Genomic DNA, 16,937 nt, shown 5'->3' on the forward strand with positions numbered 1-16,937 from the left:
CGGATGGCCGTCGGCGTCCTCCGCCGGGCCGGTCCGCATTCCTGCGGTTGTCCCCGTTCGCACACGCAGGCCCGGCCACGGTCCGTGACAGGAAGAGGGCCCCATGACCGCAACCGTCGGGGCGACGGCTCCGTCCCGGTCCGCGAGAAACGGCCCGCTCGCGGGGCCCGCCGGGTCACGGCCACCGTGTTCGCCGCCCAGGGCGCGGCGGTGGCCGCCGTGTCCACCACCGTGCCCGCGGCGGAGAGCCGTCTCGGCCTGTCGGCCCTGGCGATGACCACCCTCACCGTCGCCCTCACGCCGGCCGCGGGCGCGGGCAGCTTCGTGGGCCTGGCCGCCGTACGCCGCTCGGGTCCCGTCCCCGCCATGCGCGCGGCGATGCTGACCGCGGCCGCCGTCCTGCTGTGCGGCACGCTTCTTCCGGTCTTCTGGTCTTCCGGACCGACGGCACCAGGGCCGCGGCGGGCGTGGAGATCACGCCGCCTTCCCTGCAACTCCCGTGACGCGTGCCGGCCCGTTGCGGACGAAGTCCTCGCCGCGGTGCGCGACGAGCGTCCGTGGATCCTGGGCGCCCGTCGGATGGGGCCGGTCGCTGCCGAGGACGATCCGGTCCTCCCCGAAGCTGGTGACGGCGAGCCCGACGACGGCCGGGTCGTGAGCGAGACAGCCGACGCAGAAGCGGCGCACGGACGCGCGGGGGGACTCGGACAGATCGGGGACCCCGGGCGGTGGGTGCCGGCGCCGCGCTGCCGCGGACCGCCGGTGCGGAGGCGGTGAGGAGCTCCGCGGACAGGGCGAGGATGTGTTCGGCGTAGGGCAGCAGGGAACCGGGGGCCGGTGGGTGGCCGGTTCCTTTGGGGGTGGGTGGTCCGTAGCGTCGGTGGTATGCGCTACCACCACGTCGACGTCTTTACCGGTCTGCCCTACAGCGGCAACAGCCTCGCGGTCTTCCCGGACCGAGCCGGGCTCACCGGTGACCAGATGCAGCGGATCACCCAGGAGCTGCGCCACTTCGAGTCGGTCTTCCTGGCCCGGGAGGAGACGATGGACGGCCCGGTCTGGGAGGCGCGGGTCTTCGATCTCGCCGAGGAGCTGGACTTCGCCGGGCATCCGGTCATCGGTGCCGCCTGTGTGCTCCACGCCCTGCACGGGTCCGGCGAAGGCGGGCGTGAGCGTGAGCGCGCGTGCTGGACCTTGCGGCTGAAGGCCCGCACCGTGACGGTGGCGACGGAACGGCGCGGGCCCGGACGGTACGCGGGTGTGCTGGACCAGGGGCGAGCGGTCTTCCTCGGGTGTCCTGACCCGGCGCGGGCGGCGGAGATCGCCGGCTGGTTCGGGCTGGAGGCCGGGGACCTCGATCCCGATCTGCCCCCGGAAGTCGTCTCGACGGGGCTGCGCTATCTCGTGCTCCCCGTCCGTGCGGGGGTGCTGGAGCGCGCCCGTATCGCCTCGGACATCACCGGACGGCTGACGGGCCTCGGCGCCCGGTTCGCGTACGTCCTCGACGCCACGGGAATGGAGGCGCGGCACTGGAACAACGACGGGCTGACCGAGGACGTGGCCACCGGCAGCGGGGCGGGGTGCGCCGCCGCCCACCTGCGCCGGTACGGCCGGATCGGTGACGGGGAAGCCGTCACGCTGAGGCAGGGCCGGTTCACCGGGCGCGCCGGCGAGATGACGATCAGCGCCCGCGGACACGGCGAGGACATTCCCTCCGTCCGGGTCGGCGGCGAGGTCGCCTTCGTCGGCGAGGGACTGCTTCGGGCGCTGCCCTGATGACCGGGACACCCGCCCACCCGGGCCCTCGGTGATCGGTGATCGGTGATCGGTGAGGTGCATCCGATCGATTCAGGCGAACTGTCCACGCTGCTGTGCAGGGTGGAGGCGGGCCTGGGGTCGCCGTCGTGTTTTCCGCCCTCACCGCCCCCCATGTGACCACCGTCCGGGATCTCTGCGCGAAACGATGACGTCGGCACGTCCCCCGGCCGGCCGCCGTCTCACATGCCCGGCAGCGGCCGGACCGTGAGGATCTGCTGGGCGGAACCCACCGGCCCGTCGACGTCGTGCAGGACCGTGCTCGTGAGGCCCTGGCCGGTCGGGCCGAAGGCGACCGTCGTGTCCAGCCCGGTCCACCGGCCCCGCGGCTGACGGTGCAGATGGACCGTCAGATCGACGTTCGGGAACATCCACGCGGTCGGCGGCTGCCGTACGGCGATGCCGTTGGCGGTGTCGACCAGTGCGAGGTACGAGGCGAGCGGGCTGACGGTCGCCCCGGCGACCAGGTCCAGCGGGGTGGAGATCCAGGCGGTCGTACGGCCGGGCCGCGGGGGTGCCGCCGGGCGGACGTCGAGGGAGGCGATGTAACCGCCGGGCCAGACCTCGGACAGGGGCCAGGAGGACAGTGACTCCGGTGGGGTGGCGCGGTCCTCGGGCGCGCCCGCGACCGCGGTGGTGTCGAGGGCGGCCAGGTACCAGGCACGGGCCCGGACGGCCGGTCGTCCGGCGATGCTCACCACCGCTTCGAGGAGGGCGATGGTCCGCCCGGGCCGGACGGTCTCCACCCGGATCTCGCACTCGTCGAGGGCCAGGCGGCCGAGGATGTCGTAGCTGATCCGGGAGAGGAGCAGACCGTCGTCCGGTCCGGCCGCCCGGTGCCGGTCGAGCGCGTGGACGACGAGTCCGCCGAGCGGGCTGAAGTGCTGCTCGTCCGGGTCCCAGGCCCCGCTCACGTGCGGTGTCGGCTTGTAGCGGTGGTCGTCGATGGGCTCGAAGTAGCTGTCGGCGTTCAACGGGCGGTTCTCCCGGCGGGTCGGCGGATCAGAGCGTGTTGAGCAGGAGGACGTACACGGCCGTCCCGGCGCCGACGCTGAGGATCGTGCGGCGCCCGAAGGCGAGATGGACGGCGACGGTGACGGCGACCGCGAGCGGCGCGTACCAGATGCCGCCCGGGTCGGTGGTGACCGTGCCGTGCAGCGCGGTCACGGCGAGGACGGCCAGGATGCCGACCGGCATCCACACCGCCAGGCTCCGCACGACCGCCGAGTCGCGCAGCCGCCCCAGCACGGCGAACGGGACGGCGCGCAGCGCCAGGGTGATCGTGAAGGCGATCGCGAGGACGGCCAGGAGGTACGGGGTGCTAGGCATCGGCGACCCTCCGGGTCGTGGCGAGGTGGCGGACCAGGAGCAGCGCGACGAACAGCAGCAGCGCGGTGAACATCGCCAGGCCCGGGGTCAGCACGAGGGCGACGGTGACGCTCGCGCCCGCGAGCAGCAGGGACGGCAGCTCCGCGCGGGAGCGGAACGCGTCCAGGGTGAGCACGGTGAACAGCGCGCACAGGGCGAACTCCAGCCCCTTGACCGGGCCGGGCAGGACCGCGCCGAGGGCGATCCCGGCCACTCCGCCGCCCACCCAGTACGTCTCGCAGGCGATCTGCATCGCCAGCAGCCGGGGTGCGGAGCGCTCGCGCTCGGGCAGCGAGGCGTTGACGGCGTACGCCTCGTCGATCATCGCGTAGACCGCGTACGCCTTCGCCACCGGGTGCCTGACCAGGTGGAGCGGGAACGAGAAGGCGTAGAAGACATGCCGGAAGTTCACCACGAGCACGGTCAGGGCGACCGCGGCGAGCGGGGTGACCGTGGCCACCATCCCCACCAGCAGCAGCTCCAGGGAGCCGGCGAACGTGGCCAGGGACAGGGCCGGGGCGAGCCACCAGGGCAGACCCGCCTGCATGACCAGCAGTCCGAGGGCGATGCCCAGCGGGAAGATGCCGAGGCCCGCCGAGAACGAGTCGCGGACGCCCTGGGCCAGCTGGGTCCGGCGGGTGACCGGGGGCGGTGCGAGGGAGGGGGTGAGCATGTCGTGGGGCACGGGTCCATGGTCCCGCAGAAGCCGCGACACATGGTTGCGAATATTGCTCGGTGTCCCTTCTTCCCTGCAATATTCTCCTCGTGGATGCCATCGACAGAGCAATTATTGCCGAGCTGGAGCGGGACGGGCGGCTGACCAACGTGGAGCTGGCCCAGCGGGTCGGGCTGACCGCCGGTCCCTGTCTGCGCCGGGTGCAGCGGCTGGAGGCCGACGGGATCGTCCGGGGGTACCGGGCGGTGATCGACCCCGCCTCCGTGGGCCGCTCCTTCGAGGTGCTGATCGACCTCAGTCTGGAGGCGCAGGACGCGGCGACCGTCGAGCGGTTCGAGGAGACCCTCGCGCAGGCCGAGGAGGTCCTCGAACTGCGCCGGCTGTTCGGCAGCCCCGACTATTTCGTGCGCGTGGCCGTCGCCGATCTGCCCGCGTACGAGGAGTTCCTGAGCCGACGGGTCATGACCATCCCCAGGATCAGGAACGTCACCTCGCACTTCACCATGAAGACGATCAAGGCGGCCCCGTGGCAAGCACCCGTAGCAAGCGCCCGTGGCAGGCGCCCGTAGCGGGCGTCAGGCGGGCCGGACCAGACCCACGTCATAGGCGAAGATCACCGCCTGGACGCGGTCCCGGGCGCCGATCTTGGTGAGGATCCGGCTGACGTGGGACTTGACGGTGGACTCGGCGAGATGGAGGGCCTCGGCGATCTCGGCGTTGGTGGCGCCGCCCGCGAGAGCGGTGAGGACCTCGTGTTCACGGGGGGTGAGATCGCCGAGCCGGCGTTCCTGGGCGGGCGTACGGCGGGCGTGCCGACTGGTGTAGGTGTCGATGAGCCGGCGGGTGACGCCCGGGGAGACGACGGAGTCGCCCGCGGCCACGGCACGGATGCCGACCACGAGTTCGTCGGGGCGCGCGTCCTTGAGGAAGAACCCGCTGGCCCCGGCGCGCAGCGCGTCGTAGGCGTACTCGTCGAGGTCGAACGTGGTCAGCACGAGGACCCGGGAACGGCCCCCGGACCCGACGATCCGGCGGGTGGCCTCGATGCCGTCCATACCGGGCATCCGGACGTCCATCAGGACCACGTCGGGGCGCAGTTCGGCGGTCAGCCGGACGGCCTCGCTGCCGCTCGCGGCCTCTCCGGCCACCGCCATGTCGGGCTGGGCCTCCAGCAGCATGCGGAAGCCGAGGCGTTGCAGGGCCTGGTCGTCGACGATGAGGACGGTGGTCATGCCGGGCGGTTCTCCAGAGGGATGGTGGGGACGAGACGGGCGTGGACGCTCCAGCCGCCGTGCGCGTTGGGGCCCGAGGTGACCTCGCCCCGGTAGAGGGCGGCCCGCTCGCGCATGCCGACCAGGCCCCGGCCGCCGCCGTGTGTCGTCGCGGGGCGGGCGGGACCGGTGTCCTCGACGGTGAGGCGTACGACGTCACCGGTGGTGAGGGTGACGGTGACGGACGTGTCGGGCGCGGCGTGCTTGAGGGTGTTGGTGAGGGCCTCCTGGACGATCCGGTACACGGCGAGCTGGAGGCCCTGGGACAGACCGGACGGGTCGCCTTCCGTGTGCAGGGCGACGGTCGGGCCCGCCGCCCGGAACCGCTCCAGCAGGGCGTCGAGCTCGGCCAGGCCCGGCTGCGGGGCGAGCGGGGCGTCCCCGTGCGGGGTGTCGTCGGCGCCGATGACCGCGAGCAGCCGACGCAGTTCACCGAGGGCGTCCCGGCCGCTTTCGGCGATGATCCGCAGGGTCTCCGCGCCGCGTTCGGGGCGTTGCGGGGCGAGCGCGGCGGCGCCGTCGGCGAGGCCGACGACGACGGCGAGGGTGTGGCCGAGGATGTCGTGCATCTCGCGGGAGACCCGGGCGCGTTCGCGCGCGGCCGCCAGCAGGGCCTGCTGGTCGCGCTCCTTCTCCAGCCCGTGCACCACCACGTCCACCATCCGACCGGCCAGACCGAGGCCGGCGAACGCGCCCATCGCCGCGATCGCGAGCGCCGTCACCACCTCGGGCCGGGTCACGTGCTCCAGCTGACCGCCGGTCCAGTACACGGTCGCCCAGACGACGATCTGGACGACGGTCACCGCGAGGGCGAGGACCAGTCGGCGCGGCGAGCTGTGCCGGCCGACGTTGAACAGCGCGATGGCCCGGGCGGCGTCGGCCCCGTTGAACGTGCCGACGCCGAGCGCCACCGCGGACACGGTCGTGGTGAGGGCGAACACCGTCACCGGGAACCGTTCCCGCCACAGCAGCGGTACGCAGAACGCGACGAGCAGCCCCAGCTGGGTCGGCACGGCGGCGGCGTTGGCCGGGTTCAGCAGGGACGGCACGCCGAGCGCCGCACACAGGGCGGGCACGCCCCAGCGCCGGTACCGGGGGTGCGCGAGGTCCGCCGTCTTCACGGCGGCGGCCCGGCTGACGAGCGAGGCGATCACCCGCTGCTCCAGGTCGCTCGTCGGCGGCTCGGACAGCCGGGGCCACTGGGCGGGGCGGGCGGGGGCTGGTGGTGCGGTCACGGGACGCGCCCTTCACGGTGCAGGCGGGGGGAGAGGACCGGCGGACGGTGCCTTCGAACGACGGCCGGCGCCGACCGCCGCCGAGGTGGGGATCGTACGACCGCCCCGACGACCGACGACGGCGACCCTGCCGTGCCGACGATCCGGCTGCACGGGACCGGCCCTCCCGCACGGGCTACGGCCCCGCGGTTCGGCTCCGCCGGGCGGGCAGTCTGGCCGTATGAGGTGGGTCCCCACCGGGTCGCAGCGGCTCTGCGGGTCGGCCCTGCCGCACCGACGCCCGCCGCCCCGCCGGGCCGCGGTCTGGCCGGATGAGGTCGGTCCTGCCGGGTCGGTGTGGCTCTGCAGGTCGGCCTTGCCGGGGTGGCTCCGGCTCCGTGGGGTCGGCCTTGCCGCGTCGGCGACGGCCGTGCCGGGTTGGCCCGCCGGTTCGGCGGTCTGGGATCGGTTGAGGCTTTGCTGGGTCGGTCCTGCCGTATCGGCTGAGGGTTTGTGAGGTCGGTCCTGCCGTATCGGCTGCGGCTTTGCGAGGTCGGCTCTGCCGTATCGGCTGTGGCTCTGCCGGGTCGGTCCTGCTGGGTTGGCTGCTGCCCTGTGAGGTCGCCCCGCCGTATCGGCTCCGGTCCTGTCGTAGTTGCCCGGTGAGGTCAGCATTGCGGGGTTGGCTGTGGTGCCGGGGTCTGGTCGGTGGTGGCCGTGGTGCGGGAGTTCAGGGCGTGGCGGAGTTTCTCGCCCTCCACGTCCACGTCCGGCAGGATTCGGTCCAGCCACTTCGGCAGGGCCCAGGCCCGGCGCCCGACCAGGGCCATCACGGCCGGGACGATGGTCATCCGGACCACGAAGGCGTCGAAGAGCACCGCCGAGGCCAGGCCGAGACCGATCGACTTGACCAGTGCCGCGTCGTCGAGGAGGAAGCCGGCGAACACCGAGATCATGATGACGGCGGCGGCGGTGACGACGCGCGCCCCGTGCCGGAAGCCCGCGACGACCGCCTCGACCGGCTCGGCCCCGTGGACGTACTCCTCGCGCATCCGGGTCACGAGGAACACCTCGTAGTCCATGGCGAGTCCGAAGACGACACCGATCAGCAGGATGGGCAGGACGCTGACGATCGGCGCGGTCTGGTCGACGCCGAAGACGTCCTTCAGCCAGCCCCACTGGAACACCGCGACCAGCACGCCCAGGGTGGCGACCACACTGAGCAGGAAGCCCAGGGCGGCCTTGAGCGGGACGAGGACCGAGCGGAACACCAGCAGGAGCAGGATCAGCGCGAGGCCGACGACGATGGCCAGGTAGGGCACCATGGCGTCGCCCAGCTTCCGTGACACGTCGATGTTCACGGCGGTGGTGCCGGTGACCATCAGATCGGCGCCGGTGTCCTTCTTCAGGGCCGCGGCGTGACCGCGGATCTCGGTGACCAGGTCCTGGGTGGCCTCGCTGGTCGGGGAGCTCTGGGGGATCGCGCCGATCAGCGCGACGTCCCCGGCCTCGTTGAAGGCCGCCGGGCGCACGGTGGCGATGTCGTCGAGAGTGCCGAGCATGGCGTACGCGTCCTGCGCGGCCTGCTGGGGGTCGTCGCTGCCGCGGGCGTCCACGACCACGGTGAGCGGTCCGTTGAAGCCGGGCCCGAAGGCCTTGCTCAGGGTGTCGTAGGCGATCCGCTGGGTGGAGCCGGGGGAGGCCATGCTGTCGTCGGGCAGGGTCAGCCGCAGACCGGTCGCGGGCAGCGCCAGCACACCGAGCCCGAGCACCGACACCACCAGCATCCTCACCGGGTTGCGGGTGACGAACCGGCCCCAGCGCACGCCCATCGCCTCGCGCTCGCCGCGCTCCTCCGCACGGTGCCGCGCGCTGGTGAGCCGCCCCTTCATGATCCGCGTCCCGGCGAAGCCGAGCACCGCGGGCAGCAGGGTCAGCGCGACGACCACGGCGACGGCGACCGCGAACGCGGCGGCCAGCCCCATGCTGGTGAGCATCTTGATGCCGATCACGCTCAGCCCCGCCAGCGCGATGATCACGGTCAGCCCGGCGAACACCACGGCCGAACCGGCGGTGCCCAGGGCCCGCCCGGCCGCTTCCTCCGGCGCGTGCCCCTGGCGGATCTCGTCGCGGTGGCGGGAGACGATGAACAGCGCGTAGTCGATCGCCACGGCCAGCCCCAGCATCAGCGCCAGCGTCGAGGACGCCGAGGCCATGTCCACGAACGAGGTGGCGACGGTGATGCACAGGAGGGCGGCGAGCACGCCGATGATCGCGGTGAGGAGCGGCAGACCGGCGGCGGTCATCGAGCCGAAGGTGATCACGAGGACGAGGGCGGCGACGACGAGTCCGATCAGCTCGGCCGCCTTGCTGCCCGCCTTCTCCTCGACGGCGGTGCCGCCCATGCTGACGGTCAGTCCCGATGCCTCGCCCTCCCTCGCGACCTTCTCCAGCGCGTCATGGGCGGCGTCGGTGAGACCGGCCTTCGGCACCTTGTAGGTGACCTGGGCGTAGGCGATCGTGCCGTCCTCGCTCACCAGCCCGCTCGTGAACGGCTCGGAGACGCTCGCCACCTGCGGCGCCGACCTCAACCCGGCGACCAGCGCCGCTATCTCGCCCTGGTGGGCGGCGGAGGTCAGCTTCTGCCCCGCGGGCGCCTCGAACACCACCCGGGCCGTCGCGCCGCCGGCCGAGGCCTGCGGGAATTCCTTCCCCAGCAGGTCGATCGCCTTCTCGGACTGGGTGCCGGGCAGCGTGAAGTCGTCCGTCGTGCCGCCGGAGACACGGGCGGCGCCCACGCCCACGGCGGCCAGCACGACGATCCACGCCATCAGGAACAGTCGTCGTCGCCGGAACGCCAGCCGGCCGAGACGGTAGAGGAAGGTGGCCACGGAAGTACTCCCACCAGGAGGGCTCGCTACGGGGGACAGGGACCGATCGGCCCCGGGCCCACGCTAGGAGCGGAACTCCGCGCCCTTCCGGCACCGCGGTACCGGTTCCGCCGGGGAACCGGTACCGCGGTACCGGTCCGTTCGCCGCTGTCCGCGTCAACTCCCGAGACCTGCCGGAATGCGAAACATTTTCGGAAACGAGCTCGTGACACGGCCGTATCGCGTCCCAATACTGACTTTCCCGAACAGTGGGCACGAAAGGGTTTCGTTATTCATGAACACATGGGTGGACACATGGGCGAGAAAGGCCCTCGCGGCAGCGACGGCCGCCACCATCGGCCTGGCATACGCCATCGCCACCGCCTCGAACGCGTCGGCGTATCAGCCGAGCACCGCCAACCTGTACGTCGCGGCGAATCCCGCCGCCTGCAACAAGAACCCCTGTGTGCTCTACCCGAAGTCCGCCCAACTGCCCGACGGGCGGATCGTGGCGACCTTCGAGGACAGTGAGAGCGCTCCGGTGGGGCAGACCATGCCGGTCTACAAGAGCGACGACGACGGCACCACCTGGGCCAAGCTCGCCGACATCCAGGCACCCGCGTACCTGTCGAACGACACGCAGTACGCGAAGTACACGAGCAACTGGACGAACCCCTATCTCTACGTCCTCCCGCAGAAGGTCGGCAACCTCGCCGAGGGCACCCTGCTGCTGGCGAGCGTGGTCTCCGGGGACGACTACTACTACCAGGAGCAGAAGGCGGCGAACTCCAGCTGGACGCCCTCCGGTGACGGCGACCGCAAGGACGTCGCCCTCGCCCTGTACGCCAGCACGGACGACGGGGCGACCTGGAGCTTCGAGAACATCATCGCCGCCGGCGGCTGGCAGGGCGGCAGCGCCGGGGCGATCGGCCGGGTCTCGTCCGCCAACACCCACGCCCAGGTCGACCCCGTCTGGGAACCCCATCTGTACGCCCGGGGCGGCAAGCTGATCGCCTACTACTCCGACGAGAACGACTACACCGGCTACAACACCACCACCGGCGTCCCGGTCCTCGACCCGGACAACGACACGGCGACCGACTCCGGCGGCCAGGTCCTCGTCCACCGCACCTGGGACGGCACGAGCACGGCCTGGAGCGCCCCGGTGGTCGACGTCCCCGGCTCCACGGTGACCATGGGCGGCGGGAAGACGGAGATCGGCGGCGGCCGCCCCGGCATGACGACGATCGCCCCGACCACCGACGGCAAGTGGCTGATGACGTACGAGTACTGGGGCGGCGGCACCAACGTCCGCTACCGCCTCGGCGACGACCCGCTGACGTTCTTCTCGGCCACCGACGCCGCGATCACCTCGCTCCCCGTGCCCTCCGGCGGCTCCGCGCTCTCCACCGGCGGCAGCCCGGTGCTGCTGCCGATGCCCGACGGCCGGATCGTCTACAACGCGGCCGGCAGCGGCAGCGTCTGGGTCAACGAGTCCGGCACGAGCACCGGCACCTGGAAGCAGTACCAGACAACGATCGCCGGCGGGTACAGCCGTAACCTCCAGTACGTCGACGGCACCGGACGCGTCCTGATCCTCCAGGCCTCCTGGAGCGGCGGCAGCGTCGGACCCGTGAAGTACGCCGAGGTCGACCTCGGCCGCTCCGACGGCGCCTACTACACCCTGGTCAACCGCCTCACCGGCCAGGCCCTCAGCCCGGCGAGCGGCAAGACGCAGGACGCCAACCTCACCGGGAACGTGGCCGACCTCGTCACGGCCGCCGTCAGCTCCTCGGACGACACCCAGCGCTGGCACACCCAGACCAAGGGCTCCGACGTCACCCTCCTGAACAAGGCGGGCGGCCGGGCGGTGGCCATCTGGACCGGCGCCGCCACCGCCGGGCAGAAGCTCGCCCAGTGGGTCGACGACGACGCCACCGACAAGCGCTGGACCCTCGTCGCCTCCTCCACCAGCGGCTACTACAAGCTCCGCTCCGTCAAGAACACCTCGCTCTACATGAGCGGTGCGACCGCCGGCGGCGCCGTCACCCTGGCCGCCTCGGCCGACGACGGCTCCCAGGACTGGCAGCTCGTCCAGGACCCGCTGCCCACGGACGCCTCCTTCACGCTGAAGGGCGCCAACTCCGGCAAGTGCCTGGACGTGCCCAACGGCCAGACCGGCGTCCAGGTGCAGATCTACACCTGCTCCGGCAACGCCAACCAGACGATCACCCAGACCACCGCCGGTGAGCTGCGGATCTCCGGGAAGTGCCTGGCGGCGAACGCGGACGGCACCACCGCGGGCACCAAGGTGATCCTGTGGGCCTGCAACGGCAAGTCCAGCCAGAAGTGGTCGTTCCGTCTGGACGGAACGGTCGTCAACCGTTCCAATGGTCTCGCCGTGGACGTCACCAACTGGGGCACCGCCAACGGATCTCCGGTCCAGTTGTGGACGCCGCTCGGCAACGCCACCCAGAAGTGGAGCCGACAGACACAGTGACCATATCGGACAAGGGCCGGCTGGACGCGCAGTACGGACTGCTGACGAACATCGCCCAGGAAGCGGGCGTCTCGCTCAGCACCGTCTCCAAAGTGGTGCACCGGCGCCGCGACGTGGGCGCGGCGACCCGCACCCGGGTCGAGGAACTGCTTGACCGGCACGGCTATGTCCGCTCCTGGGACCGGGAGGCCGCGGCACCACGGCAGATCATCGCCGTGTTCCGCGACCTCTCCGGTCCCTACACTTTGGAGGTCGTCCGCGGGATCGTGGAGGCGGCCGGTGAACTCGGCATCGACGTGATCACCGGCACCACGGGCCGGCGGTCGATCTCCCAGTGGCTTGAGGAGTGCGTGGCGCTCGGCGCCGCGGGCCTGGTCATCGTGATCTCGATGCTGGCCGAGGAGGACCAGCGCCGGATAGTCGAGCAGCGGCTGCCGGTCGTGCTGGTGGACCCGCTCAGCGCCCCGTCCTCGGACATCCCGAGCATCGGCGTGACGAACTGGAGCGGTGCGCGGGAGGCCGTACAGCATCTGCTGGGCCTCGGGCACCGACGGATCGGCATGGTCGCCGGGCGCTCCCACTCGCTGGCCGGCTCCGCGCGTCTGCACGGCTACCGGGCCGCGCTGGAGGAGGCCGGCATCGACTACGACCCGGCCCTCGTGCGCTCCACCGACTTCGACTACGGCGAGGCGCTCACCGCCACCCTGCACATCCTGCGCGCCGAGCAGCCGCCGACGGCCGTGTTCGCCGCCAGCGACGCACAGGCGCTGGGCGTGCTGGAGGCCGCCCGGCAGCACGGACTGCGTGTGCCGGACGACCTCGCGGTGATGTCCTTCGACGATACGTTGGTGGCGGCCATGGCCTGCCCGCCGCTGAGCGCGGTGCGCCAGCCCTTCGAGGAGCTGGGCCGCGAGGCGACCCGGGTCCTGCTCCAGACGGCCGAGGGCCGCCCGCCCGCCTCCCCGCGCATCGAACTGGCGACGGAACTGGTGCTGCGGACCTCGACGTCCAAGCCCCGCAGCACCTGAGGGGCGTCAGCCCCGTACGACCGTCACGGGCACGTCGTGATGCCGTACGACGACGGCGTCGCGCTGCTCGCCCACGAGCCGCAGGCTCGCGTGCGCCGGGGTGTCCCCGCTGGAGGACCCGGCGTACAGCAGGATCTCGCCGGGTTCCACGATCCGCCGGCCGTCCAGCCCCGTGAAGGCCAGCCGGTCGGTGTGCACCTCGAAGCGGACCGTGGCCTCCTCGCCCGGCTCCAGCGCGGCCTTGGCGAAGCCCAGCAGCTCCCGCACCGGCCGGGTGACCTGGGCGACCGGGTCGGTGACGTACAGCTGGACCGTCTCCGCGCCGGCCAGCGGCCCGGTGTTGCGCACCCGCACCGACACCGTGAACCGCCCGTCCGTGGGCACCAGTTCACGGTCCACGGTCAGTCCGTCGACGGCGAACGTCGTGTACGACAGCCCGTGCCCGAAGGGGAAGGCCGGCGTCGGGTCGAGGTTGGACAGCCAGCTCTGCCGGTCGCCCAGCGGCGGGTGCAGATAGGTGTACGGCTGGCCGGCGGGCGTACGCGGGATCTGCACGGGCAGCTTGCCGCTGAAGTTCGTGGTCCCCGCGAGGAGTTCGGCTACCGCGCGGCCGCCCTCCTCGCCCGGCAGGAAGACCTGCACCAGGGCCGCCGTACCGGAGGCGAACCGGCCCACGGCGTACGGCCGCCCGCTGCTCACCACCAGCACCACCGGCGTTCCCGTCGCCAGCACGGCCTCCACCAGCTCCTCCTGCACCCCGGGCAGCCGCAGATCCTCCACGTCACAGCCCTCGCCCGAGGTCCCGATGCCGAACATCCCGGCCTTGTCGCCGACCACCACCACGGCCGCGTCCGCGCCCGCGGCCTCGGCGACCGCGCCCGCGATCCCCGACCGGTCCGGCTCCCGCACCGGGCAGCCCTCGGCGAACCGCCAGTCCACACCCGGGAGTTCAGCGGCCAGCGCGGCGCGCAGCGACACCGCTTCGACCCCGTTGCCGAGGTCCTCGCGGTCGGAGAGGACATGGTTGGGGAAGCTGTAGCAGCCGAACATCGTGCGGACGTCGTCGGCGCACGGCCCGATCAGGGCGATCCGCCCGGCGGACGGCAGCGGCAGACCACCGGAGTTGGCCAGCAGCACGGCACTGTCCCGGGCGACCGCACGGGCCAGCCGCCGGTTCTCCGGCTTGTCCAGCTCCAGCTCGCCCGCGCGCAGGGCGGGCGGCTCCGGATCCCAGTCGGCGTCCAGGAGCCCGAGCGCGAGCTTCTGCCGCAGCACCCGCCGCACCGCCCGGTCGACGTCCGCCTCGTCGGCCTTCCCCGCGCGGACGGCCCCGACCAGCGCCGCGCCGAAGCCGCGCTGGTCCGGCAGTTCGACGTCCAGGCCCGCCCACAGCGCCCGCGCCCCGGCGTCCGCCAGATCGGCCGCCACCCGGTGCGCGTCCACCAGGAACGGCAGCGACCAGTAGTCCGAGACGACGGTCCCCTCGAAACCCCACTCCTCGCGCAGCACCCCGGTCAGCAGCCGGCGGCTCGCGGCGGGCGCCTCGCCGTCGATCTCGGCGTACGAGTTCATGACCGAGCCCACCCCGGCGGCCACGATCCGCTCGAACGGCGGCAGGATCACGTCGTGCAGCTCGCGGGGGCCGATCCCGACCGGGGCGTGGTTGCGGCCGCCCATCGACGCCGAGTACCCGGCGAAGTGCTTGAGCGTGGCGTACACCCCGGCGCTCTGCAGGCCCCGCACATACGCCTCGCCCATCGCCCCGACGAGATACGGGTCCTCGCCGTACGTCTCCTCGCAGCGCCCCCAGCGGTAGTCGCGGATCACGTCCACGACGGGGGCGAGGCCCTGGTGGACCCCGGCCTCGGCCATGTCGGCGCCGATCGCCTCGCCGACCCGGCCGATCAGCGCCGGGTCGAAGGTGGCCGCCATGGCGAGCGAGGTGGGGTAGATGGTGGCGCCGTACGTGGTGAAGCCGGTCAGGCACTCGTCGTGCGCCATGGCAGGGATGCCGAACCTGCTCTGCCCGATGATCTGCCGCTGGCGGGCCGCGAGCAGCCGGGCGTGTTCCAGCGCGGGCCGGGGCACGGTGCCGTAGGGGCGGGTGAGCTGGCCGAGGCCGTGCCGGGCGGTCTCGTCGAGGTCGCCGACCCGGCCGAAGAGACTGGTGCCGGGGGCGACCTCGGGGCCGGCCGGTTCGACGTCCTCCCAGGTGCTGCTGAGCTGGGCGACCTTCTCCTCCAGGGTGAGGCGGGCGAGCAGCGCCTCGACGCGTTCGCCGGCCGGGAGAGCGGCGTCGGTCCAGGGACGCGCCGGGGAGAGCTGCCGAGAGGGGTCCGGCGTGGTGGTCGTCATGCACGACTCCGTTCTTGGGCATGCCGAGGAGGGCCGGCGCCCCCGTGGCGTCGGCCTCTTCGTCTGCGGCGGTGGGTTACGCGGTCGGTTACTTGGAGAATCCGGCGGTCAGTCCGGCGACCAACCGGCGTCTGGCGAGGACGAAGACCACCAGCATGGGAAGGGTGGAGAGCACCACCGCGGCCATCGTCGCGGGCACGTCGATGCCGAACTCGCCCCGGTAGAGCGTCAGAGCGAGCGGCAGTACGGCCTTGTCGCCGCTCTGGGTGAGGATCAGGGGGAACAGGAAGCCGTTCCAGACCTGGAGGCCGTCGTACACCGCGACCGTCACCAGCGCGGGCCGGGCCAGCGGCGCCGCGAGCGAGAACAGCATGCGCCAGTCCCCGGCGCCGTCCACGACCATCGCCTCGAACAGCGAACGCGGCACGTCCCGCAGGAAGCTGACCAGGATCATCACGGTGACCGGCAGCGCGAACGCCGCCGAGGGCAGCACGATCGCGAGCAGACTGTCGTACATATGCATCCGGATGATCAGCAGATAGACCGGGATGATCACCGCTTGGAGCGGGATCGCCAGGCCCAGCAGATACAGCCGGAAGGTCAGCCGGGAGAAGCGGTCGGCGTGCCGGACGATCGAGAACGCGGCCATCAGGGCCACGACCACGGTGACCGCGACCGTCGCGGCGGTGACGACGACGCTGTTGAGCAGATAGGTGGTGAAGCCGCCGTCCAGGACGGTCCGGTAGTTCTCCAGCGTCGGGTGTCCGGGCAGGGACAGCGGGCTGGCGGTGGTGAAGTCGCCGCGCCCGCGCAGGCTGGTGACGACCAGCCAGTACACGGGGACCACGACCAGCGCGGTCCACCCGAGGGCGGCGCCGCCGGCGACGGTTCTGCGCAAGGCGTTCACATGCCCTCCTGCTGGCTGTCCATCCGGGTGAAGCCGGACAGGCGGGTGGTGAGCAGCGACAGCGCGAGGCCGAACACCACCAGCAGGGTGGCGATCGCGCTGGCCCGGCCCATGTCGTGCGACTGGAAACCCGTGATGTACATGGCCAGCGGCAGGACCCGGGTCGCGGTGCCCGGGCCGCCCGTGCCGCCGGACAGGACGTAGATCAGATCGAAGTAGGTGAGCGAGCCGACCAGCATCAGGGTGCTCGACGTGACCAGCGTGTACTTCAGCTGCGGCAGCGTGATCCGCAGGAAGCGGGTCGCGGGACCGGCGCCGTCGATGGCGGCGGCCTCGTACAACGAGACCGGGATCTGCCGGATGCCCGCCTGGTACAGCAGGGCGTGGAACGGCACGAACTGCCAGGCGATCACGAAGATCACAGTGTAGAGAGCCAGGTCGGGGGAGCCGAGCAGCGGCCGCGCCAGCCAGTGCAGCCCGGGCGTGGCGCCGATGCCGAAGGACGGGTCGAGCAGCGCCTGCCAGGTCAGACCGATCGCCACGGCCGACAGCAGCAGCGGCAGGAACCACACCACGGCGAACAGCGCGCGCAGCCGCCCCTTGGGCGACTGGAACACCCCGAGCGCCAGTGAGACCGGTGTCTGGACCAGCCAGCTCACCGCCATCACCTTGAGGGTGAGCCAGAGCGCCTGCCAGGTGGCGTCGTCGGCGAGGACCCCGCTCCAGTTGGCGGACCCGGCCCAGCCGAGCGAGCCCAGACCGTCCCAGCGGGAGAGGCTCAGCACCACCACGCCGACCAGCGGCACCAGACCGAACAGAGCGAACAGCAGCAGCGCGGGCGCCGCCATGAGCAGGGCACCGCCCGGGCGGCGCCGTGAACGGGCCGTGGCCGGCCGCGTCGTGGAGGACGCGACCGGTCGCGGCGTACGGACC

General features: G+C 72.3%; 14 protein-coding genes. 5 read left to right on the forward strand and 9 right to left on the reverse strand.

Annotated elements, in window-relative coordinates:
- Positions 1 to 84: 84 nt before the first annotated feature.
- The gene (locus ACYQ8Q_RS33855) at positions 85 to 777 is read left to right on the forward strand and encodes a hypothetical protein (protein ID WP_460070421.1); all 693 of its coding nucleotides are present in this window, start codon (positions 85 to 87) and stop codon (positions 775 to 777) included.
- Positions 778 to 885: 108 nt separating this feature from the next.
- A complete protein-coding gene (locus ACYQ8Q_RS33860) occupies positions 886 to 1,776 on the forward strand; it encodes a PhzF family phenazine biosynthesis protein (RefSeq protein ID WP_460070422.1) in 891 nt (296 codons plus the stop codon).
- A 221-nt stretch (positions 1,777 to 1,997) separates the two neighbouring features.
- Here ACYQ8Q_RS33860 and ACYQ8Q_RS33865 read toward each other — a convergent pair whose 3' ends face one another.
- From ACYQ8Q_RS33865 to ACYQ8Q_RS33875, 3 genes are read right to left on the reverse strand one after another with little or no spacing between them, the layout of a single operon-like run.
- Positions 1,998 to 2,789, reverse strand: coding sequence for a thioesterase family protein (locus tag ACYQ8Q_RS33865; RefSeq protein WP_460070423.1), 792 nt, complete (start codon positions 2,787 to 2,789; stop codon positions 1,998 to 2,000).
- Positions 2,790 to 2,817: 28 nt separating this feature from the next.
- Positions 2,818 to 3,144 carry a branched-chain amino acid transporter permease gene (locus ACYQ8Q_RS33870; RefSeq protein WP_460070424.1) on the reverse strand — a complete coding sequence of 109 codons (327 nt, stop codon included), beginning with the start codon at positions 3,142 to 3,144 and terminating at the stop codon, positions 2,818 to 2,820.
- Positions 3,137 to 3,868 (reverse strand): AzlC family ABC transporter permease, encoded by a 732-nt coding sequence (locus tag ACYQ8Q_RS33875; RefSeq protein WP_460070425.1) that lies wholly within the window; start codon positions 3,866 to 3,868, stop codon positions 3,137 to 3,139. Before ACYQ8Q_RS33875 ends, ACYQ8Q_RS33870 begins: the two co-directional genes overlap by 8 nt.
- 80 nt (positions 3,869 to 3,948) lie before the next feature.
- Here ACYQ8Q_RS33875 and ACYQ8Q_RS33880 point away from each other — a divergent pair, with 80 nt between their 5' ends.
- Positions 3,949 to 4,428, forward strand: a complete 480-nt coding sequence (locus tag ACYQ8Q_RS33880; protein ID WP_460070426.1) for an Lrp/AsnC family transcriptional regulator — start codon at positions 3,949 to 3,951, stop codon at positions 4,426 to 4,428.
- Positions 4,429 to 4,434: 6 nt separating this feature from the next.
- On the opposite strand, the gene ACYQ8Q_RS33885 is transcribed toward ACYQ8Q_RS33880, so the two are convergent.
- The 3 genes from ACYQ8Q_RS33885 to ACYQ8Q_RS33895 form a co-directional block, all read right to left on the reverse strand.
- Positions 4,435 to 5,091: a response regulator gene (locus tag ACYQ8Q_RS33885; protein WP_460070427.1), complete on the reverse strand. Its 657-nt coding sequence runs from the start codon at positions 5,089 to 5,091 to the stop codon at positions 4,435 to 4,437.
- A complete protein-coding gene (locus ACYQ8Q_RS33890; protein ID WP_460070428.1) occupies positions 5,088 to 6,365 on the reverse strand; it encodes a sensor histidine kinase in 1,278 nt (425 codons plus the stop codon). Before ACYQ8Q_RS33890 ends, ACYQ8Q_RS33885 begins: the two co-directional genes overlap by 4 nt.
- Before the next feature lie 647 nt (positions 6,366 to 7,012).
- Positions 7,013 to 9,235 (reverse strand): MMPL family transporter, encoded by a 2,223-nt coding sequence (locus tag ACYQ8Q_RS33895; RefSeq protein ID WP_460070429.1) that lies wholly within the window; start codon positions 9,233 to 9,235, stop codon positions 7,013 to 7,015.
- 274 nt (positions 9,236 to 9,509) lie between these two features.
- Here ACYQ8Q_RS33895 and ACYQ8Q_RS33900 point away from each other — a divergent pair, with 274 nt between their 5' ends.
- A complete protein-coding gene (locus tag ACYQ8Q_RS33900) occupies positions 9,510 to 11,714 on the forward strand; it encodes an RICIN domain-containing protein (protein ID WP_460070430.1) in 2,205 nt (734 codons plus the stop codon).
- Entirely contained in the window at positions 11,711 to 12,742 is a 1,032-nt protein-coding gene (locus tag ACYQ8Q_RS33905; RefSeq protein WP_460070431.1) for a LacI family DNA-binding transcriptional regulator, read from the forward strand. Before ACYQ8Q_RS33900 ends, ACYQ8Q_RS33905 begins: the two co-directional genes overlap by 4 nt.
- Positions 12,743 to 12,748: 6 nt before the next feature.
- Here ACYQ8Q_RS33905 and ACYQ8Q_RS33910 read toward each other — a convergent pair whose 3' ends face one another.
- The 3 genes from ACYQ8Q_RS33910 to ACYQ8Q_RS33920 form a co-directional block, all read right to left on the reverse strand.
- Complete coding sequence (locus tag ACYQ8Q_RS33910; RefSeq protein WP_460070432.1) at positions 12,749 to 15,097, reverse strand: glycoside hydrolase family 3 N-terminal domain-containing protein; 2,349 nt, start codon at positions 15,095 to 15,097, stop codon at positions 12,749 to 12,751.
- Positions 15,098 to 15,185: 88 nt separating this feature from the next.
- Positions 15,186 to 16,004: a carbohydrate ABC transporter permease gene (locus ACYQ8Q_RS33915; RefSeq protein ID WP_460070433.1), complete on the reverse strand. Its 819-nt coding sequence runs from the start codon at positions 16,002 to 16,004 to the stop codon at positions 15,186 to 15,188.
- Positions 16,001 to 16,852: a carbohydrate ABC transporter permease gene (locus ACYQ8Q_RS33920; RefSeq protein ID WP_460073607.1), complete on the reverse strand. Its 852-nt coding sequence runs from the start codon at positions 16,850 to 16,852 to the stop codon at positions 16,001 to 16,003. The genes ACYQ8Q_RS33915 and ACYQ8Q_RS33920 overlap by 4 nt, the downstream gene beginning before the upstream one ends.
- Between the last annotated feature and the right edge of the window lie 85 nt (positions 16,853 to 16,937).

Source organism: Streptomyces sp. YKOK-I1, assembly GCF_054660435.1.